This is a genomic window from Spirosoma aureum (genome assembly GCF_011604685.1).
GTDB lineage: Bacteria > Bacteroidota > Bacteroidia > Cytophagales > Spirosomataceae > Spirosoma > Spirosoma aureum.
The window spans coordinates 6,368,464-6,387,843 of the sequence record NZ_CP050063.1; the positions used below are offsets into that span (position 1 = coordinate 6,368,464).

Here is a 19,380-nt window from a genome sequence, read left to right on the forward strand (position 1 = left end):
ATCCGACCATGGCAAAAACACAGACCGACCGCGCCGTTATCGACCTGGTCATTAATGGTCAACAATCAAAGGCCAGCCTCAAGGAAGTCACCCTAGAGGCTACCCGTGCTCGATCAGCACTCCTGAAAATGAAGGAGGCCGACGATCCGGCTGCTTACCAGCAAAAATTACGCGATTATCAGGCGCTCAATAAGGCCCAGCGCGAGATGACGGGCCGCATTAATGAGACCTCAACTGCCTGGTCGCGGTTTAAAACCAATGCGGCCTCCACGATGGCGGGTGTTATTGGGGGCGACCTGGTCAGCACCGCTTTTTCAGCGGTCACTGGGGGCATCAGCAAAGCCATTACCAGCTACCGGGAATTTAATGCGGCCAGTCAGGAGCTATCGGCTGTCACCGGTGCCACGGGCAAGGATCTCGCTTACCTCAATCAGGAAGCTGCCCGGACAGGGCCGTCTGTCGGTAAATCGGGCGCTGAGATGCTGGAGGCTTACAAGCTCATGGCCTCAGCAAAGCCAGAATTGCTGGCTCAAAAAGAGCTACTCGTTCAAACAACGCAGGCCGCACTGACCCTCGCGCAGGCGGGTAAAATTGATCTGGCTGAAGCAACTAGTGTGACGGCTGAATCGCTCAATGAATTCGGGGCCAGTGCGGATCAGGCCAATCGGTTTATCAATGTCATCGCAGCGGGAGCCAAAGAAGGCTCGGCCGAGATCGCCGACATGGGTGTGGCGTTGAAAAACACCGGTACGGTAGCCGCTGCCCAGGGCGTCAGTTTTGAGCAGACCAATGCGGTCCTGCAAAGCCTGTCCACCATCGCCCTGAAAGGTGGGGAAGCCGGTACGCAACTGCGGAACGTCTTGTTAACGCTCGGTGCTGGCTCCGATGATACCAATCCACGGGTTGTTGGACTGGAGAAAGCACTGGAGAACCTGGGCAAAAAGAACCTCTCGACTGCCGAAATGACCAAGTTGTTTGGCAAAGAGAATATCACGGCCGCTCAGCACATCATTGCTCACCGGGACGAAATCGCGGAGTTAACCACGAAAGTCACCGGCTCGCAGGAGGCTTTTTCGCAGGCCGCGACCAACAACAAATCGCTCGATCATCAGCTGGAAGTTTTCTGGGCTCGAGTAGAAGGGTTGGCCGTTTCGCTGGGCACGTCCCTGATTCCTGCATTTACCAAAGTGGTCGAGTGGGCAACTACCCTCACCGATGTCCTCAACACAGCCGTTACGCCCGCATCGGATGCGGCAGCTATGGCCTTTCAGGATCAAAAAACGAAGGTCATGGAGTTGAATCAGAGCTTAAGCCCGCTCCTGACCCGGCATGATCAACTCACCGCTAAAACCATTCTGACCAAAGAGGAACAGGCTGAGCTGAAAAAGATCGTCGGTGAGGTCGCCAACATCGTGCCGTCTGCCGTTACCGAGTTCGATAAATACGGAAACGCATTGGGCATCAATACCGAGAAGGCACGCGAGTTCATTCGTGTGCAGCAGGCGATGCTGAAGGTCAAAAATGAGGAAGCGATCCGCACGCAAACCGATGCCCTGAAAGATGACGAAAAGCAACTGGCTGAAAACATGGCTTACCGCAAAAAGGCAACGACAGGAGCCTGGGACGTTATTCAGGCGACGCAGGATGAGCTCCGGGAGCTGGATAACCAGAATGCGGAGTTAGCGGAAAAGATCAAAGGACGCAAGGCCCTGCTCAAGGATCTGTCGGGCGAAAACCTGAAAGTGCCGACCATCACCCCATCCGGAACACCCAAAGCTACTAGTACCGGTGGCCCGGATGGTAAGGGAGGTGGCAAACCGGCTGGCCCTAGTGAAGAAGAAACGAAAGAAAAGGAGAAAGCTAAGCGGCTGGCCGACGCGAAGGTAACGGCCAATAAACGGGCCGATCTGGCGATCGAAGAGATGCAGGTCAATGCGATCAAGGACGAAGAAAAACGGGATCTGGCCCAAGTCCAGTTAAAAGCTGACCGCGAGAAAGAGGAAGTACGTACCTCAGCCGCTAATGCGGAGAAGAAAAAGGTATGGATTGCCGGTATCGAAGATGCACTCGCTGTTGAGAAACATAAGATTTATGAAAAATATGAAGAGAAGCGGCAGAAGGAAGAAGCTGAACGACTAAAAAATATTAAGGCCGCTGCCGAGGAAGAACTGCGGGTTACGCGTGATCTGAAGAAATCCGAAATTGAAAGTCGCGTTGCTGCCGGTGGTCTGACCAAAGAGCAGGGCAAGCAGGCTGAATTACAGGTTGAGGCCACCTATCTGAAAGCCCGCGAATTGTTGTACTCACAGCACTTTGAAGCGCTCGCGAATGCGGCCGTCGGCAACAAAGATTTAATGGCCGATATGGCTCGGGATGCTGCTAAAGAGTCGGCTGATATTGATTCGGGCAAAACCAAAAACGAAGGCGATCAGGCCACGGCTCGTCGGGATATTCGGCAGGCCGATCTGGAGAATGATCTGGCGTTGACCGAGAAAAAGAAGCAGCATGCGCAGGAAGAGAAAGAATTTCGGGTGAACCTGGCTAACCAGGCACTGGCCTTGATGAGCAACAACTGGTCACAAACCATTGCCAGTTATAAGGATTACTGGAAACAGGCATCGCTAATTCAAAAGGCGGCTCTGGTTGCCCAGAAAGCCTGGGCCATTGCGGAAATTGCCATCAACCTGGCTCGCCAGATTTCACTGATCCTGACCGCTTCATCGGTCATGAACTCCGTAATTCCGGGTTCAGGAATTGGTACTGCAGTAATCGGTATTGCCAAAGCGGTCGGTCAGGCTGCTGTCCAAACGGGGGCCGTACTGGGCGTCACCATGGCGACACCCGGCTTTGCAGACGGTGGTTTCACCGGATCCGGTGACGGCCCATCGGGTTATGTCAATAGCCCAACCCTGTTTACCATGGGCAGACGTCGGTACATCGCTGGCGAAGCCGGTCGGGAGTTTGTCATTTCGAATCGTGCGCTCCAGAACCCAGTGGTGGCAGATTTTACGCGCATGATGGACGTCGCCCAGAAGACGGGTAATTACTCGCAATTGGGAGGATCTGGCGGTGACTACAGTTCCGGTGCCTTTGGCATCGGCAGTGATACCAAAGAGGCGACGGGTATGAGTCAGGAGTTGGGTATGGCCATTCTGACTGAACTGAGACTGAACCGATCATCGACTCAATCGAAAAATAATCAGAACGTCGCCCTCAACTACCGGCTGTTTGAGCAATATCGAGATAATCTGCAAGCGGCTCGAATTGAAAATAAATTATAGCCGAAAAAGCCTGACCAGATTGGTCAGGCTTTTTCATATTTTTGTGGCGCTCAGTTTTCTTTAAATGCACGAGGGAGCGGTGCCGCACTATTCGGTCTAGCGAGTAGGCGGTGCTGTTCCCCCGTACCTGCTTTGGCTGTAATGGCTCAGGTAGTTTCCCTCGTGCAGGAAAACTGAGCAGCGGGTCAGAGCAGCACCTCCTTTTCTTAAACATAAGAAACCCCGACCGCAAGCGCAGTCGGGGTTTTCTGTAATCAAACACATTGAGCAGCCTTAGCTGCCCACCTCGGTAGAGGTTTCTTTATAATTGCGATTGCGCACCAGGCGCATCCCGTTTAATTCAGGTACTGTCAATACATCCTCCTGCGGTATAATACCCCGTACAATCCAGTTAGATACGATGTTGGGGGTCTTCAACTCATACTTACGGGCATATTCCGCTGGCGTTAACCAGTCCTCCAGCTTGTACTGTTTTCCATTTAATGCCAGAAAACGCATTGTCTCCTCAGCGTCGACATCGATGTCATCAATCAACTGGTCGACATAACGATGGAAGGCATCCCGCACTGCCTGACTGTCTTCAGGACTTGCCGTTTTTTGAAACTCAGCCGTAGTCTGGTTGGCAGCCCGGATCTGCTCTGGAGTCTGGGCTGATTCAATGAGCTTAATTACTTCTTGTGCCGTCATATAGATATGGATTAAGGTGGGGTTTCCCCCACCGTGTTACTCTTCTTTTTTGTCGCCCTTACTTCCGATTAGCTGGTCGAGCATCCAGTGGGCTAATTCGTATTGCTCTCGTACCTGTTTAGCTTGCTCAACCGTCAGGTTTTCATTTTCGATGATGGATTCGAGCCGGGCGATGGTCGCTTTCCATTTTTTGATGTGTCCTTCTACCATGTTCTTTTTTTTGTGTTTGATTACGTAACAAAAATAATACCTGTTTGATTATCAAACAAGTATTACGGCAATTATTTTTAATTATTTTTTCTAAAATATATCAGAGAAAAGATTTGTTTGATTACGTAACAGATTGTATATTTGTTACGTAATCAAACAACAGAAAACAACAACTATGAACACGATTACCGCTACCATTACCGTGCCTACTCAATCACTCACCGAAGCGGGGAAAGCCCGTTTATTGGCCTATGCTGATACACTGGTGGCTGGCTATCATGAAGAAGGCTATGACGTTCTGGGCCTGCTGGCAGAATCTGCCAAGCTGGAGCTGTTGGCCGCTCGGATTAAAGAGAAAGCCAAAGAGGTTGCCCTGACCGAAGTAAGCCTTTACGGGCGTGAGGGTGTTAGCAAGCTAGGTGTTAGTATGACCATTAAACCAGTAGGTGTAAGCTATGACTATTCAGGCGACCGAATCTGGCAGGAGTTAAACCGAACGGTTCTAGTCGCTATTGAACGACGAAAACAGCAGGAGGAGATTCTAAAATCTTTACCTTATGAAGGGCGAATTATGGTCGACGAAAACACTGGGGAGGAATATCGAGCCTACCCGCCAGTAAAAACTGGAACAGATGGAATAATTTTAAAAATAGAGTAACACTTACTTACCTGTTAGCACCAAACTAACAGGTTATTTTTTATAGTTTCGTATATAGGTAAACGTATCAAACGATATATTTAAATTGTTGTATATAAATTGCTTAACCTCCAATTAGATGTTACTACATGTTACTATATTCGTAGCCATTTTCTTTTTTTAATTCTAGTAGCTTCTTTCAATGAATACACCATCCGCGTCCATTTGGGTTGCTCACCCAGAACGACCTGACCTTCAAGTTGACGTTGCCCCTGTTTTCAGCACGCTTGGTACTTTCGATGCTCCCGCTGATGCCCCATTTGCCAGCGGAGCTACCGATGTAATCCGGCGCACGATCCGGACGCTGAATCTCTCAGAGCACAACCCGGCTTTAATACCTCCGGGTACGCTGGTCGATCTTTATCAGGATTTGCACAGGCTGGAGGATATGTTTGAAGCGATCCACGATCAACAACCTGCCGCTTAACAAAAGAGCCCTACTATTCAGTAGGGCTCTTTTGTTAAATATCAAATACTTGACTTCGTAACACCAAAATGCTGAAGAGTGCCGGATCCGTCGAGAAAATTAAGTATTATCGTTAACTCATTAAAAAGCGATTTGAAGTTACCATAAGCTGTTCCAGTAATATCTATATCATCTTTTAGATTTAAAAATTTGTTAACATTTTTATAATAGCTAACATCTCCAGTATATTGGTTTCCATCGCTCCAGCCAGTTTCAATAAAGAATTTTTTCTGTAAAAAAACAGTAGATGGTCGGCTAAGCACTACATATCGATGATTATCCGATTCTATAGTAAAACAAAGTCTACTCAATTCAGACTGATTAGAGGCGTGATGAAGTAAAAGCATTAAGGTTTTTATTAATTTAGGTACATATTCTTTATCATAGCCAGTATCTTTGCTATGGTCAATTTTTTCGATTCTATTTTTTAGCAAATCGTAGTCTCCAAATATTAAACACAAAACTCTTATAGCATGAATAAATGGGTAGTCTTCTGAAGTTACGAAAAAAGTTTTAACACCTTCTCCAATAAAGTATTTATTATCTCTAAAGTGTGGTCGGCTGTCCTTGTATACCGTCGGAAAATTCTCCAAAATATTATAGGGGCCATATTGATAAGAGGTGAGATTCGTAGGTATTTTAACCTTAATGATTTCACGCATTGTTAATATATTTTTTTCAACAAAGTAGGCCAGTAGCATTCCTAGTACATCTTGCGAGTCCTTATCTGGAATTACCCCGCCTAAATCTAGCCGACAGAATTGTTGAATAGCCAGCTTATTATTAAAATGAAATACTTCCGTTGAAAAGAACTTACTAATGTATCCTGAAAAGCTTGTTTCACTTCCATACTTATATGCATAGATTTTAGCAATATTGTCGTAGTCGCAGACAATAATAATCTTATCAAAACCAAATTTATTATCCTCATCAAACATATCATTGTGAACGCTCAGAATGTTCAAAATTCTGAAGACATGTTCAGGATCAAGTCGATCGAAATCATCGATAATCAGTACGTTCTCTTTTTTGCCTTGCTGTTTACATATTTCTATTGCTGACTTTATCGTCTGAGTAATCAGGTCATTTTCAAATATTGAACCTTTTTTTAATACGCTATCTTCTAAATATCTTTTAAATAGATCTGAATGTGTTTCGGAAGCCTTGTCTATACTGTTTTTAAAGTTTTTGTATTTCTGGTAATAATCCATCAAACCAATGGCTACACTTTTAGCTCCAGCTACTATTGATAGTCCTTTTGCCTCAATAGACTCTCCGTCAATTGTGCCCTTAGCCATTGTTTCTATCAGAAGTAGTAATGTATCAATAGCAGCCTGTGGCTGATTGCTCAAAAATTGATACATATACAAATCCTCGCCAAACCTACTTTTCAAACTTGGCGCGAATTCTGGCATTCCAATTAATTTAAGAGCCAGATCAAATTTTATATACTCAAAGATGTCTTCATTTAGCCCAACGGAATATTTTACGGGAGATAGCCAAAATGTATTTAACTGATCTTTTTTTGCCTCGAAGTATTCTTTTAAAAAATAAGTCTTACCTGAACCAAACTTACCTGAAAATAATATTCGTTTGTTGGAAGGGTTGGAAAAATGAATATCGAAAGCGGCGGATGGTTCTATAGTCTTAATAATCATACAGATTGCTATAACTAGGTATAAAACTTTTTTTAATTGTTTAAGTCAACTCTACGAAATTTCAGATATGTATAGACGGTCTGGCGTGATAGACTCAGCTGATCTGCAATCAACTTAATGGCATACCCTTCTTTATATAAAGATTCTGCCACACGTGCAGTTTTCTTTGCTTCGTCACTCAATCCCTTTGGTTTGCCACCAACTTTTCCTTTTAGCTTAGCAGCTGCTAATCCAGCCGTTGTCCGCTCCCGAATCAACGATCGTTCGTATTCAGCCAGGCTGCAAAAAATATGAAAGATCAACTTACCGGAGGGTGTACTGGTATCGATCTGATCATTCAGGCTGGTAAAGCCAACGCCCTTATCCGAAAAACCATTGACCAATTCAACCAGGTGTGGAAGCGATCTGCCTAGTCGGTCAAGTTTCCAGACTACAACCTCATCTCCACCCCGGAGCCGATCGATCATGAGCTGTAGCTGGGGACGATCCGTACCACTGCCACTAATTTTGTCCTGGTAGATCTGTTCGCAACCAGCTGCCGTTAGGGCATTCAACTGGAGATCTAAATTCTGTTCGATAGTTGACACTCGAGCGTAGCCGATCTTCATAGTATTAGCAAAGCGAATTTCTCTTCCCTTGCCCAAGTTACCCATTTTACAAGGGTCTTGATCAAGAGTGTCTAAAATAACGCTTTAAATTAGACACGCAATATTAGACAGGTATATTGGACAGATTTCACACATAAAGCGCAAATCAAGCGTAGCTAGAATGTGTCAGGTAAAACGGCCGTTTTGTTAGACACACAACCCGGCATCGATCATGTAGCGCATAATTAATTTTCACTATACCATGCAAATTAATCGGCACTATTTATTAACTACGCAATTAAATATATTATTCAGTTGCATAAGTGCCAAATGGCACTTATCTTTGTCATGAACTAATAAGTAAGAAAATGGACGGAAAACAAGTGCTAGATAAAACAGCCGTCAAGCCCTTCGATGTTGCTTCTGCACATATGGAGGCTATGTCTAAATTTAATAGTAGAACTAAGGAAATCCAGGAATCTCTTGAGTCCCTTGCTGTACTTAATACGAAACTTTTGGCTCAAATTCAAAGTCAAGTAGCCAAAATTCAAGCTTTAAATATAAATCTTTACCCTGATAAATGGCCAAAAGTTGATTTTGATAAATCTTTTGCCATTTATCAGTGGCCAAAGTTTGAAATTGATAAATGTATAACCATTGGCCAAAGTCGTTTGACCAAGTTTAGCAGTTTCAATTTAACGGCTAAGTCCTATTCATCTGTTAGGTCAATCCATAGATTAGTCTGTGATTTTGATATTCTTGATTTCGATTTGTCACCAGTCAAGGCTCCTGACTTAACTGGGCTTAGCAATTTGAGTGGTATAAAATGGTCTGCTTTATCAACTCCGAATACTTTAAGCCAACCAGCTGAACCAAATCAATATGATGAGCTACTGACCCATATTGGCAATGCTTTTGGCTATGCGAAACATTTATCTGATTTTTCAATTAAGGCACATGATCATAACTCAGCTGCCGAAGCTGAATGCTTTCGCCTTAAATTAGAAATTTTGGCAGCTCAGGAATTATTACTTGGCTTAAATAAAGTGCTGGGCACATTGGTAAAGCTTCGTCTACCTAATTGCCAACCTCCCAGTCCCACAAACTTTGTTAAGGATAATAAGATGCCAGCCCCTGACGACGATCACATTAAGCGTGACCAGCTTCCGCTATCGATGGCCGAAGATTTAGCCGATGTACTTGACCTTACCGACAAGGAAATGGCAACAATCTTAACCATATCAATACGGACGTATCACCGCTTAAAACAGAAGGGGCTATTGAATCCTGTTGCTTCCGAACGACTATTAATGCTGAAAGATTTGGCAGAATATGGTTTAGAGGTTTTTGAGGATCAAAGCAATTTCAACGAGTGGTTACGTTTCCCTTTGCAAGAATTAAGCAATAATTCACCGCTTAACTTACTGGATACTGCCACTGGAATTGCCCGCATTAAAACCATTTTGGGTAGAATTGACTACGGTGTATTCAGCTAAGTTGAGCCTAGACCCTAGCATAAGGTCATGGGAACAATCCAAGTCTATCGACTACAAAAATCAAAACATAATTCAACAACTCTATTAGGAACTGGTGCCAAACTGTCTGGTGGTCGGTGGAATGTCTGTGGTACGCCACTTATTTACACTGCTGCTTCAACGTCACTGGCCATATTGGAGGTACGGGTTCATCTTGGTATCCTGCCCACTACAAAGTATCCACCACTTAATATGGTTGTTATCGAACTTCCTGAAGAGTGCATTTATGAATTCTACCCATCCGATTTACCAGATGACTGGAATGAAGTACCCGCATCTGATTGTTGTCAGCAATTTTTAGCACCCTTTCTGGAGCCTGGCAATAAACTTGCCTTTAGCGTTCCCTCAGCGGTCAATCCATTTGAGCGCAACATCTTAATCAACCCTTTACATTCGGACATTAGACGAGTTTTTGTTCGGGAGTTTTATCCATTTACTATGGACAGCCGTCTATTTCAGGATATAATGGTTTGAAAAGAGATGCAGCATTTTCATACAATTCAAATTATTGACTTTCTTTACTACGAATCATATTTATATGGTGTGGAAGAAGCGAACAAGCCCGGATCGAGTGATCCGGGCTTGTTTGTTAGCCTTTTGCCAGGAAAGGGACCATATTTGCCTACTACTAATAGTCGATCAGTTTAAGCAGAAACCGCATGTCGTGCTCGAAGGCGACACCGAACCGAAACCCATCGAAGAAAAATACCCCGGCCTGCTCATCGTGCGTGCCCTCGAATGCTTTATAGTGGTAGCGATTTGGAGAATCTTTCACAAATCCCAGACTTAGTAGCAGATCATGCGTAATTTCCATCACAAATGGTTGGTATTTTCTTTAATGTCAGTTTAAGTACATGCAACTGTTCATAAATGTTGTGCACCATACAAGTACTCTCAAAAGACAATTATACTATTGATAGAAGTATCAAAACCTTGTTTGCGATCACGACATCTTGTAAGTCAATATGATAGGCAAAAATAACTCATAAATAATGAGTTGCCAGAATTGTATTATACGCGTGAACCGGTCAGTAAAATCGCTCTTTTATTTTTTTTAGCATAGCTCTCTTATCGGGTATTGTTAAGTCGCTAAGCATTACGGCTTAACAATTTCTTAACCTGTCCGATAGAGTTGCACGTTTCAATGAATTGCGAAAACACCCGAACCTTCGGGGTTGCTTTTCCGTCTATTTCAATAGAACTTCGCTATTGTGCTGAAACAAAAGCAAAAGCGCAACCAGTGGTTAGTCTGGTTGCGCGGAGCTGCCGAGGTAGTGGGACTACTGATCAGCGTAGAGGTAGCGATTCAAGGAGCCCTAGATTTGGCGATCAAACTCCTGAATCTGCTACATTACTAACAATTAGCCGGTACTGAAAGGTGCCGGTTTTTGTTTTAATAACGTTGATATGCAGTTTTTGCATATCAAATTTACACACCACAAATTACACATTAGAATTCTTTAGAATCAAAGGTTTTCAAAAGTTTTCAAAAGTGAAGCGCCATAGTCTTACCTAGCGGCTAAGTTTCACGGCTGATATACCGACTAGTAAGCGACTAACAACTCATTCCAGTTAGTTGTGTAGCGCTGAGATAAATGACCCTGCACCATCTCCCACTCCCGGTCCTTTCGCTGTGAGGCTACATAAACCGCGTCACGACCAAACCGGCGATTGAGCCCATCGATGACGTGGCCCAGCTCCAACTGTTCCGGAGTCGGTGCATCGGCGAAGACTCCTGCCTGGCGATTGTCTTCCGGGACGATATCATTCAGAATGATACCCACTTTTTGATAAGGATAGCCGAACTGATAGATCGACTGGAGCGCCGAAATACCATAAGGGAGAAAATCGATCAGGTTATTACTGTGAAAAGGCAACTTGACTGTGCGTGAGGCCGAATACTGTTTGGAAGCCAGATCCGGTCGGCCCGGTGTTTTCCGGTTGCGATTCGTATGCAGATAAATGGTCAGGTGCCGGGCGATCGAATTTTGTTTTCGTAACTTCTCGCAGCATCGAGCCAGGTGCGTAGTCAGGGCATCGGTAATGTTCGTCAGATCTGGAATCAGCTTGCCAAAACTGGGTGCAACGGAAATAGTCCGTTTCGGTAGTGGGTTATCCTCCAGGAGCCGGGCCGGATAGCCCCGCAGCTCATAGACCAGGCGAACACCCTGAACCGTCATTTTCTTGCGGATCCATTCGATCTCAGCATTACGCAGCTGGCGTGCATTGGTGATGCCATTATTCTTGAGCCATTTGGCGTACCGATAACCGACGCCCCACAGATCCTCAATCTCAAACTGCTCCAGTGCTGTATCCACCTCAGCCTGATTGGTTAGTACACAGATCCCCTCCAATTCAGGGTTTTTCTTGGCGATCCGGTTGGCAACTTTGGCAAGGGTTTTCGTCGGAGCGAAACCAATGCACACCGGTAAGCGCAACCATTGCATCACCGTATTCCGGATACTCTCCCCCAATCCCTGATAACTGGGGTACAGCGTATCGTAACTGCCATCAACTTTCAGAAACACCTCATCGATCGAATAGGGCTCCACGTCCTCGACAAAGTTGTACATCAGGCTTTGAAATCGTGCCGACATATCACCATACAAAGCGAAATTTGACGAGCACAGCTGTACGTTGTGCTGGTCAATTAGGTCCTGAATCTGAAAGCGGGCGGCTCCCATTTTTATCCCTAATTTTTTAGCCTCGTCGGACCTGGCGATCACGCAATGATCATTATTGCCAAGAGCAACGACAGGGACACCTTTCAGGCGAGGGTTGAAGCTGCGTTCACAGCTCACGTACATGCTGTTTACGTCTACGAGTGCGAACATGCTCGACAGCGGTGTTAAGTTGATCCTGATTCCACTTTTTGGGTTTCGATACGACGTGAATTACCACGCCCAGTGTATCAAACTGATCCACACCAATGTGGACGTAAATGGGCGTAAAGGCCGGATTGCTGGGAAACAGGGTAATCATTTTGCCAACTCTGACAAATCGCTTCACGCAGCAGTCACCATTGACCCAGGCGACGACAATGGAGCCGGTGCGGATCGGAATGGCGGAGTCTACTACCAGAATGGAGCCGGGAAAAATATCGTCATCGATCATCGATTCTCCGGCAGCTCTCACGAAATAGGTAGCGTCGGGATGCTGAACGCAGAGGTCCTGGAGGTTCAGGCGCGTCTCGATGTGCGTTTCGGCTGGATTTGGGAAGCCTGCCTGAACGGTGGAGCTATATAAGGGAATGGGCAACCGTTTTTCGGGGTCAACCAGCCAAATATTACCGGGGGGAATCGGATCAATGGTGTCTATCATAGCGTGTCGTATAAGATTCTGCCGCTATAATATAACTTTAGTATATACAATACAAATATATTACAAAGCCGTTAACCAATGATCTATTTATATTTAAGAGATTCTATCGCTTTCGAATTAATCTATATACTATTTTTTTGGTACTGTCGGTTTGGATAACAATGGTTTCCTCAACTATCTCCTCTATCTTTTTAGTTCTTTTTTTCTTTTTTGCCTTCGGTAAGGCTGATTTTTCAACTGTAGCTTTCTTTTCGGGAACTGTAGCTTTTACTTTGTGAGGAGGGGTAAAACCTTGAATTGGCCTTGCTCCCGGAGGAACCATTTGGTAAGTATTATTATTTGTAATTTGAACTGAGGGCTTTTTATCGTCTTCTTTTAAGGTCTGTACAAATGATTGTAACACCGCTAAGAAAGCCACAATCACGCTTAAATAATTTGATCTTTCTGAGTGAGTTAAGCCAGCCCTCTGAATAATCTGACTTGCCCCTTGAGCTAATATTGGTGAGATAACTTCTGCTCTTTTTAGAAACTCTTCTTGATCTAACTCCTCTTTCTGCGCTGTTTCGACTAAACCTTTAAATTGATCATAAACAGCCCGAGTAAAAGCTGGACCCGAAATAAATTCAGGAATTCCAGTCCCATCAAAATCAAATTCGCCATCTAACATTTTCGAAGGGCTACCACATTTTGGGCAACTTACTGTATTTCCAGAAAATGTCGCACGGCTGTTAACAATGTGAAATCCTTTAAATTCAAAAAGACCGTGGATAGGGCAGTTGGCGTATATTTTGTTCATATTCTTTTACTTGTTGTTTGTTAAATTGTACACGGGAATTTTCCTTTTATTCTGTTAAATACAGCTATAGACACTTGTTCATTAGGATTGAAGATTAATACCTTCGTCTTCGCTTTTGGCTATTAAATAGTTTACGAGACCGCTACAAAGTACTAAGGTAAGTTTGGCACTGTTGAAATCTTCACCTGTACCACCCTTATTGGCATGCCGAACACCAGATGCATCACTTGACCAATTGTATAAGTTTTTCAGCCCCGACTTTAAGACAGGATGAATTTTAGACTTCTTTTCCACCTCATCTAACGCTTGTGACATTACTGCACTAGGCTTCTTAACGATTAAACGACAAAGAGCCTCCATCGCACTAATCGATTCTTTTACTGAGTTATTATAATCAGGGTTCTCTCGATCTGACAGTAATATCAATGCTTTTTTAAGATGTAATTTTACAGTGACTAACGATTCTGTATTAGTAAAAGCTTGCTCAATTTCACTTATCTCAACTTCGTCAATAATGGGTGTTATATACACACCAACAAAGCGATATCCACAAGCCTCCTCAGTAAATATTTCATTTACTCGATCTATATATTCTTCAAATACAGTGCCTTGTATTATATATCCACCTTGCGTGTCAAGAATATTTAGATAATTTGTTAATGCTCTTTCTATAAATAGCAAAAAACTACTCCATTTCAACTTTTCCCATAACGCATAGCTTTTAAAGCTATCAATTAGAGAACCACGAGTGTTAGGCATAATACGGTAGTCCCAGCCTAAAACATCAGACCATAAGGAATAGATATATTTTTTAACAGAACCCGTCTCAGGCAATGAAGTATAATCGCCTCCGGGTATTATCGCAGCCCATAATATTTGGTTAAGTTCATTCCATATTCTAGTCTTCGTCCTTAGATCAATGGAATTTATTTGTAATCCCTTTTTAGGTAATCCAAATCGTTCCTGAAAAGATGGTGTGTCCATTTTTAATATCATTATTTAAAGTGCAGCTAATCCGTTCAGCGGATTCTCATCCAGGAACAGCCCCAGATCCCGTAAATATTTATCCGTTTGGTCGAGGTTCTTGTGTCGGCACTGGCGCTGAATCAGCTTGACATCTTTGGTGGCTCGGTATAAGGCGATCACACCGGTATGCTTCCAACCGTAGAGGTCATAGCTCAAATCGTGCAGCTTGAGTAATGTCAGAATACGCCTGTGCTGGTTATAAAAATACTTTTCATAAACCACCTTCTCACCCGGTGTGCCATCCGAGCCAAATACATAATAATGGGCTGGATACTCCCGGATCTTATGTTTCTGCAGGAGCTGCTCCAGACCAGGTGCAATCAGCACAAAGCCGGTGCCGTTGGCTTTGGCATTTTCGCCATCGATGCGAATGGCCTTCTCCCCGATATCGCCTACTTTGAGCAACCGTAGCTCTGAATTGGGGCGTGCCAGGGTGAAGTACATAAAGTTGAGAAACAGCCAGAGCTGATGATCCTGGGTCAGTTCGCAAGCCTCCTTGATGCGGGTGATCTGCTCCGGCCGAAAGGCCATGTGTTTGCCGGGTCGTTCGGGCAGGCGTTTGACCGCAATAAATGGGTTTGCCTTGATCTGCTGACGGTCTAGATAAAAGTTAAACAGGGATTCGACAGCGCCCAGGTGATTATTAACGCTTTTATTGGCCAGCTCGACCGTCAATCCATCAATGTAAGCGAAGGCCTGTGCAGGCGTAAACTTTTCGATCTTCAATCGCAGCAGGTTGTTCTGTTTCAGATAGGTCTTAAACCGGTTCAGGGCTGATTTATAGGTCTTACTCGAGTTCTTCTTTAACGTATTGCCCTTAACGGACAAGTAGAGGGCTATGGCGGCTTCGATATGGGTTGTAGATTCAACTTTGGCGATCGGTACCGGTTCGTCAACCGGACCATCGTTAATGATAAAGCCTTTCTTGAGTTTCTGATTGACTTCCCGGATGATGGCCGTTGCCTTTTCCTGACGAAGTTTAAGGGTTGGCCCGGTTACCTCGACCCGCTTGCGGACGAGTTTTTCCTTGGCTTCAGACCAGGCGTAGTAATCGACCCACCAGCGTTTGGTCAGGTCGTCATCGTGATCCATCAGCCGGGCCAGCTTGTAGGGATATGCTGATTTTACGCCCATTTTCATTCTGTACTTGTTGTCACAAACCTGTCGCATAGTTGTCACATTGAACCAAGTCACAAAAAAAGCCCTGATAAAATACTGATTATCAGGGCTTTAGTTCTGTGGAGACGGAGAGATTCGAACTCTCGTCCAGTCAAGGAAACCAACGTGCTTTCTACATGCTTAGGTACTCTTAGGATTGTCGGGAATCAACCCGGTGTGTACCAGACCAAGCCTCATCCGTAGGTGCTTGTGTCTTACTCGGCCGTTAACACCATAAACCGAGCCAGCGCTGCGAGTCGATGCCTCCTGATCCAGCCAGCAGCACGTAGGCCGGGGAGACAATGGCTATTGCTTAATCCTCCGGATTAGGCAGCCATGGCGTAGTTATATTCGCCAGTTATTCTTGTGACGATTTGTTTGGGTCGGGAACTATCGACAACTCCCGGCATGCTTACCCGCGACCTCAGCAAGCTGTCAATTCCGGTCGTCCCCAAATGACTCCCGCTATGGGCGTGTATCATTAAACTACTCTGTGGGCAATTTAGTTCTGGCTCCGATACAATAATCTATAGCTTTTATGCTAACTTTATTAAACTAATTCGTCTTTAGTTAGTTATGCCGCTACCCGACTTCCTCTTCCTATCCGTATGTACAAATTCTAATGACTACCACGCCCTTCGAAACGAACCTCTATCAGCATCTGACCCCGTTTTTTGCGGAGCATGCATATGCGTTGCTGCCTGAAAAAAAACAGTATCGCCGAACAACGGCCATTGGGTTTCAGAACGTCCTTTTATCGCCATCGTTTTATGGCGAAGAAACCATGCTGGAGGTTAATTTTGGGTGTCGAAATGACCAGGTTGAACAGATAGCCCAGCAGTTTCTCAATAACCTGCCCGACTATCGGCCCGATGCCAATACGCTCATCGTTTCTATTGGTAAGTTTAACGGATTTCAGTATTTCCGCTACAAAGTCCATTCCGATGAGGAACTTGTCGACATCTGTGATCAGATCGAGCAGTTTTTTGCCACAAAGGGCTTTAATTTTCTGGACAATGCCTGTACGCTTTCTACCCTTGATCGGTTGCTGAACGAACACCCCAGCCAGCCCTGCCACTATGTTTATAATCAGGCGCACCGGTGCTATAAAGGCCTGATTGCTGCTCAACTCAATCATAATCCCCACTTCGACGGACTTATTGACAGTTACCGTCATCTGCTCATCCGCCAGACGCAGAACCCCTATGAGCAACTACACTTTGAGCGACTGATTTCTTATTTACAGCATTATTCGGCCAATTAAAGCTGTAGTAGCTCCTGTAGCTTACGGCTTCACAAACATAGCAATGGCCGTAGCCAAACCCGGAGTGAGGGGTAAATCGGGATCAGTGTAGGTTTTCAGATTAGCCATCTGGTCATTCCCTGAAATGTCTTTTAACGTATGGGTCATCTGATCAAATAGTACTAGTTTATCCGTTGGCCGGGCTGCTTTCAACTTTTCGGCATCGTCTACTTTCACCTGCATATCGCGTTTACCCTGAATAATCAGAACGGGTATCGTCAATGCTTTGAGCTGCTCAACGGGGTCGTATTTCATCCAGGCGATCATGTAGGGTTGTACGCTGGGTCGGAACATTTGCTTCACTGCGGGAATATTGGTTGGCAGCGTCGACAGTGTGAATCCCGCTTTTAGCGAATCAAGTGCCTTAAACGTCTGCTCTTTATCAACAGCACCCAATTGCAGACCAAGCTGTGTTTTCAGCTTGGATGCAATGTTATCACCTGATCCGGCTACAGATATAAACGCATCGGCATTGGCCCTTTTTGCGGCTACCATACCAATTAAGGAGCCTTCGCTATGTCCCAGCACGACTACTTTGGAGAATCGTCTATCCGACTTCAATTGCTGTAGAAAACCCACCGCATCGGTGATGTATGTATCAAAGCGCAAATCCTCTTCTTTTGCCGTCAAGAGGATACTCTTGCCCGAAAAACGCTTATCATATCGTGCTACAGCAATTCCTTTTCTTACCAGACTATCACTAAGCAGTTTATAGGTTCCTGCTTTTATCGTCCCCAGATTGGCGATCGGCATTGGACTGTTACCGTCTCGATCTGTTGGCCCCGAACCAGCAATGATCAAGACAACTGGTATTGGGATTTTGAGATTAGCCGGAAGTGCTAGTGTACCTCCAAGTGTGAATGAATCTGCTTTGAGTTGAATGGGTTCTTCGGATTGAGCCAGTACACGCAGGGCCGTAAGAATCAGAAAAATGGTGGAAAGCACTAAACGATTCATGGATTCAGAAATTAGTAGGACTGATTAGTTAAGCTGACGGGTCTTTTCCTGCCGAAAGTAGATGTAGGAATACACTACAGGAATGAGCAGCGTAATCATCATAATACCAACCACTACGCCTGCCGTATAGGGCATTGGCACAACGATAACCATCACGGCACTCAACAAGCCACCAGCAACCATCAGTCGTCCACCCATCTGGTGCGTTTTTCGCCAGACAATTTCATTGCCAAGCGTCCAGGGTGTACGAATACCAATAAACCAGTTGGGTTTGATCGTGGTCAGGTAGTTTCCGATGCCAGCCAGCATCAGACTAATCAGGGCGAGCAATAAACTCACCAGCATTTTCTGATTAGTCTGGTGACCGGCCATATACCACAGCCAACACGTAATGACAGCCATTGTCAGGGTGATGACAATGCGTATTTTTTGAAAGTTAGACGACTGAAGTTGCCTTTTAGGGTCGATCGCTGGTAGAAAGCGTAATAGAAGATATAGCAATACAGAAATCCCGCCCATTAATAAAGCAGCCATTTCTTTTCGCAACCAGTCGTCAGGCTTTCCGAGCAGGTCATAATGTATGGCTATTTCAGCAGGTAATTGATTCCAGATGATGCCCAGATAGATAAAGGGTGTTATCAACAATAGAATCAGAATAAGCTCAGTTACTGTGGAATTTGGTTTCATGATTGATAAGGGAGTTTAACGAATCTGTTTAGGTGCTTGTTCAGTTGCATTGGTAGCGGAAGCCGGGGATTCATTTTTTTGAAAACTCATGAGCCAGGCCAATAAATCATCGAGTACGGTCGTGTTCAGCGAATACGTGATAAACTGCCCCTGCTTTACGGATTCGACGAGGCCAGCCTGACGTAACAAGTCGAGGTGATGCGAAATGCTTGGCTTAGTCATATCGAATCGCTCGGCAATTTCACCTGCGTTAAGATCACCTTCGCGTAGCAGATCCAGTATCTGTCGGCGGGTTGGATCATTTAGGGCTTTAAAGAGGTTATTCATCAGCAAGAGCTTAAATAATTAGACAAATATCTAATTATTTATTTAGCCAACTATCTAATCACAAAAAAATGTGCAGAATTAATGATGATCGGTCCTTATAAAGAATGGAAGGTATTTAAAGCAATCGTCATTTCTTAATCACACTGATATTGCCGCTGCCTTCAATGTAACATGCTTTCACAGCTGACACTTCATCAATGCCCTGTTCCCGCAGCATACCCGTTAACTCTTCAGCTGAGATGAGTTCTTTTTTCATGTTTTGCCGTAACATAACCCCATCTTTAATCAATAAAACAGGATCAGGTTCTCCGATCTTGCTGAAGAATATTGACCTGTATCCCAACCAGTTGATGGCATAATCCCAGAAAACAAGCGTACCGACCAGTACAAACCCCTCAGTTACTGACTTGTACTCCCCCGCCATCGCATTCTGCGCAGCATCTGAAATAAGTGTGATTAATAGTAAATCGCTAATGCCCAGCTGACCAGCACCCCGCCTGAAAAACCGGATGTACAGAAAACAGAACCAGTATGTGAGTGTGCCCCGCAACAGGATCTCCCAGAGCGACAAACTGGGAACAAACATCTTTTCCCAATCAATAGACAGTACCAAAATCATCTTCATAACTCGAGTAGTAAAACAGAATGAATGCATCGCCACGGTCGGCTGTTGCCGTGCCACGG

At 44.8% G+C, this 19,380-nt stretch carries 20 protein-coding genes and 1 other RNA gene; 6 read left to right on the forward strand and 15 right to left on the reverse strand.

The features are described from left to right. The first annotated feature begins 8 nt into the window (after positions 1–8). On the forward strand, positions 9–3,281 hold the full coding sequence (locus G8759_RS25275; protein WP_167214467.1) for a phage tail tape measure protein: 3,273 nt from the start codon (positions 9–11) through the stop codon (positions 3,279–3,281). A gap of 273 nt (positions 3,282–3,554) precedes the next feature. Here the strand turns inward: G8759_RS25275 and G8759_RS25280 are convergent, their stop codons facing one another. Both G8759_RS25280 and G8759_RS25285 read right to left on the reverse strand, forming a co-directional pair. Further along, a complete protein-coding gene (locus G8759_RS25280; RefSeq protein WP_167214472.1) occupies positions 3,555–3,968 on the reverse strand; it encodes a hypothetical protein in 414 nt (137 codons plus the stop codon). A gap of 36 nt (positions 3,969–4,004) precedes the next feature. Further along, positions 4,005–4,178 carry a hypothetical protein gene (locus G8759_RS25285; protein WP_167214477.1) on the reverse strand — a complete coding sequence of 58 codons (174 nt, stop codon included), beginning with the start codon at positions 4,176–4,178 and terminating at the stop codon, positions 4,005–4,007. Positions 4,179–4,353: 175 nt separating this feature from the next. Between G8759_RS25285 and G8759_RS25290 the strand changes: the two genes are divergently transcribed. Together G8759_RS25290 and G8759_RS25295 are read left to right on the forward strand one after the other, a co-directional pair. Next, entirely contained in the window at positions 4,354–4,836 is a 483-nt protein-coding gene (locus tag G8759_RS25290; RefSeq protein ID WP_167214480.1) for a hypothetical protein, read from the forward strand. 181 nt (positions 4,837–5,017) lie between these two features. Then, a complete protein-coding gene (locus G8759_RS25295; RefSeq protein ID WP_167214483.1) occupies positions 5,018–5,302 on the forward strand; it encodes a hypothetical protein in 285 nt (94 codons plus the stop codon). 41 nt (positions 5,303–5,343) lie between these two features. On the opposite strand, the gene G8759_RS25300 is transcribed toward G8759_RS25295, so the two are convergent. Further along, positions 5,344–6,999 carry a P-loop NTPase fold protein gene (locus G8759_RS25300; protein WP_167214486.1) on the reverse strand — a complete coding sequence of 552 codons (1,656 nt, stop codon included), beginning with the start codon at positions 6,997–6,999 and terminating at the stop codon, positions 5,344–5,346. A gap of 32 nt (positions 7,000–7,031) precedes the next feature. Next, positions 7,032–7,607 (reverse strand): recombinase family protein, encoded by a 576-nt coding sequence (locus tag G8759_RS25305; protein WP_167214488.1) that lies wholly within the window; start codon positions 7,605–7,607, stop codon positions 7,032–7,034. A gap of 347 nt (positions 7,608–7,954) precedes the next feature. Between G8759_RS25305 and parS the strand changes: the two genes are divergently transcribed. Together parS and G8759_RS25315 are read left to right on the forward strand one after the other, a co-directional pair. Then, entirely contained in the window at positions 7,955–9,082 is a 1,128-nt protein-coding gene (parS, locus tag G8759_RS36025; protein ID WP_232073936.1) for a type II RES/Xre toxin-antitoxin system antitoxin, read from the forward strand. Positions 9,083–9,109: 27 nt separating this feature from the next. After that, complete coding sequence (locus G8759_RS25315; RefSeq protein ID WP_167214491.1) at positions 9,110–9,595, forward strand: RES family NAD+ phosphorylase; 486 nt, start codon at positions 9,110–9,112, stop codon at positions 9,593–9,595. Between the two features lie 154 nt (positions 9,596–9,749). Here the strand turns inward: G8759_RS25315 and G8759_RS25320 are convergent, their stop codons facing one another. The 7 genes from G8759_RS25320 to ssrA all read right to left on the reverse strand — a co-directional run bounded on the left by G8759_RS25320 (position 9,750) and on the right by ssrA (position 15,875). Beyond that, positions 9,750–9,935 carry a hypothetical protein gene (locus G8759_RS25320; protein ID WP_167214495.1) on the reverse strand — a complete coding sequence of 62 codons (186 nt, stop codon included), beginning with the start codon at positions 9,933–9,935 and terminating at the stop codon, positions 9,750–9,752. A gap of 730 nt (positions 9,936–10,665) precedes the next feature. Continuing rightward, positions 10,666–11,955 (reverse strand): Y-family DNA polymerase, encoded by a 1,290-nt coding sequence (locus G8759_RS25325; RefSeq protein ID WP_167214498.1) that lies wholly within the window; start codon positions 11,953–11,955, stop codon positions 10,666–10,668. Further along, complete coding sequence (locus G8759_RS25330; protein ID WP_167214501.1) at positions 11,912–12,442, reverse strand: LexA family protein; 531 nt, start codon at positions 12,440–12,442, stop codon at positions 11,912–11,914. Before G8759_RS25330 ends, G8759_RS25325 begins: the two co-directional genes overlap by 44 nt. Before the next feature lie 103 nt (positions 12,443–12,545). Then, positions 12,546–13,238, reverse strand: coding sequence for a hypothetical protein (locus G8759_RS25335; protein WP_167214504.1), 693 nt, complete (start codon positions 13,236–13,238; stop codon positions 12,546–12,548). 81 nt (positions 13,239–13,319) lie between these two features. Beyond that, on the reverse strand, positions 13,320–14,222 hold the full coding sequence (locus tag G8759_RS25340; RefSeq protein ID WP_167214507.1) for an AbiJ-NTD4 domain-containing protein: 903 nt from the start codon (positions 14,220–14,222) through the stop codon (positions 13,320–13,322). 15 nt (positions 14,223–14,237) lie between these two features. Continuing rightward, a complete protein-coding gene (locus G8759_RS25345; RefSeq protein WP_167214511.1) occupies positions 14,238–15,434 on the reverse strand; it encodes a tyrosine-type recombinase/integrase in 1,197 nt (398 codons plus the stop codon). 66 nt (positions 15,435–15,500) lie between these two features. Then, positions 15,501–15,875, reverse strand: a transfer-messenger RNA (tmRNA) gene (gene ssrA / locus G8759_RS25350). Between the two features lie 169 nt (positions 15,876–16,044). On the opposite strand from ssrA, the gene G8759_RS25355 reads away from it, so the two are divergent. Continuing rightward, positions 16,045–16,686 carry a hypothetical protein gene (locus G8759_RS25355; RefSeq protein ID WP_167214514.1) on the forward strand — a complete coding sequence of 214 codons (642 nt, stop codon included), beginning with the start codon at positions 16,045–16,047 and terminating at the stop codon, positions 16,684–16,686. A 21-nt stretch (positions 16,687–16,707) separates the two neighbouring features. On the opposite strand, the gene G8759_RS25360 is transcribed toward G8759_RS25355, so the two are convergent. From G8759_RS25360 to G8759_RS25375, 4 genes are all read right to left on the reverse strand, one after another. Then, a complete protein-coding gene (locus G8759_RS25360) occupies positions 16,708–17,682 on the reverse strand; it encodes an alpha/beta hydrolase (RefSeq protein WP_167214517.1) in 975 nt (324 codons plus the stop codon). A 24-nt stretch (positions 17,683–17,706) separates the two neighbouring features. Continuing rightward, entirely contained in the window at positions 17,707–18,369 is a 663-nt protein-coding gene (locus G8759_RS25365; RefSeq protein ID WP_167214520.1) for an SdpI family protein, read from the reverse strand. A 15-nt stretch (positions 18,370–18,384) separates the two neighbouring features. After that, the gene (locus G8759_RS25370) at positions 18,385–18,696 is read right to left on the reverse strand and encodes an autorepressor SdpR family transcription factor (protein WP_167214523.1); all 312 of its coding nucleotides are present in this window, start codon (positions 18,694–18,696) and stop codon (positions 18,385–18,387) included. Positions 18,697–18,823: 127 nt separating this feature from the next. Next, positions 18,824–19,321 (reverse strand): DUF421 domain-containing protein, encoded by a 498-nt coding sequence (locus tag G8759_RS25375; protein ID WP_167214527.1) that lies wholly within the window; start codon positions 19,319–19,321, stop codon positions 18,824–18,826. Positions 19,322–19,380: the final 59 nt, after the last annotated feature.

Coding starts and splice junctions, on each gene's coding strand:
- G8759_RS25320 (WP_167214495.1), bottom strand. CDS start 9,935: ATGGAAATTACGCATGATCTGCTACTAAGTCTGGGATTTGTGAAAGAT.
- G8759_RS25305 (WP_167214488.1), bottom strand. CDS start 7,607: ATGAAGATCGGCTACGCTCGAGTGTCAACTATCGAACAGAATTTAGAT.
- G8759_RS25345 (WP_167214511.1), bottom strand. CDS start 15,434: ATGCGACAGGTTTGTGACAACAAGTACAGAATGAAAATGGGCGTAAAA.
- G8759_RS25365 (WP_167214520.1), bottom strand. CDS start 18,369: ATGAAACCAAATTCCACAGTAACTGAGCTTATTCTGATTCTATTGTTG.
- G8759_RS25295 (WP_167214483.1), top strand. CDS start 5,018: ATGAATACACCATCCGCGTCCATTTGGGTTGCTCACCCAGAACGACCT.
- G8759_RS25315 (WP_167214491.1), top strand. CDS start 9,110: ATGGGAACAATCCAAGTCTATCGACTACAAAAATCAAAACATAATTCA.
- G8759_RS25330 (WP_167214501.1), bottom strand. CDS start 12,442: ATGATAGACACCATTGATCCGATTCCCCCCGGTAATATTTGGCTGGTT.
- G8759_RS25375 (WP_167214527.1), bottom strand. CDS start 19,321: ATGAAGATGATTTTGGTACTGTCTATTGATTGGGAAAAGATGTTTGTT.
- G8759_RS25370 (WP_167214523.1), bottom strand. CDS start 18,696: ATGAATAACCTCTTTAAAGCCCTAAATGATCCAACCCGCCGACAGATA.
- G8759_RS25325 (WP_167214498.1), bottom strand. CDS start 11,955: ATGTTCGCACTCGTAGACGTAAACAGCATGTACGTGAGCTGTGAACGC.
- G8759_RS25280 (WP_167214472.1), bottom strand. CDS start 3,968: ATGACGGCACAAGAAGTAATTAAGCTCATTGAATCAGCCCAGACTCCA.
- G8759_RS25275 (WP_167214467.1), top strand. CDS start 9: ATGGCAAAAACACAGACCGACCGCGCCGTTATCGACCTGGTCATTAAT.
- G8759_RS25285 (WP_167214477.1), bottom strand. CDS start 4,178: ATGGTAGAAGGACACATCAAAAAATGGAAAGCGACCATCGCCCGGCTC.
- G8759_RS25355 (WP_167214514.1), top strand. CDS start 16,045: ATGACTACCACGCCCTTCGAAACGAACCTCTATCAGCATCTGACCCCG.
- G8759_RS25290 (WP_167214480.1), top strand. CDS start 4,354: ATGAACACGATTACCGCTACCATTACCGTGCCTACTCAATCACTCACC.
- G8759_RS25300 (WP_167214486.1), bottom strand. CDS start 6,999: ATGATTATTAAGACTATAGAACCATCCGCCGCTTTCGATATTCATTTT.
- G8759_RS25335 (WP_167214504.1), bottom strand. CDS start 13,238: ATGAACAAAATATACGCCAACTGCCCTATCCACGGTCTTTTTGAATTT.
- G8759_RS25340 (WP_167214507.1), bottom strand. CDS start 14,222: ATGGACACACCATCTTTTCAGGAACGATTTGGATTACCTAAAAAGGGA.
- G8759_RS25360 (WP_167214517.1), bottom strand. CDS start 17,682: ATGAATCGTTTAGTGCTTTCCACCATTTTTCTGATTCTTACGGCCCTG.
- parS (WP_232073936.1), top strand. CDS start 7,955: ATGGACGGAAAACAAGTGCTAGATAAAACAGCCGTCAAGCCCTTCGAT.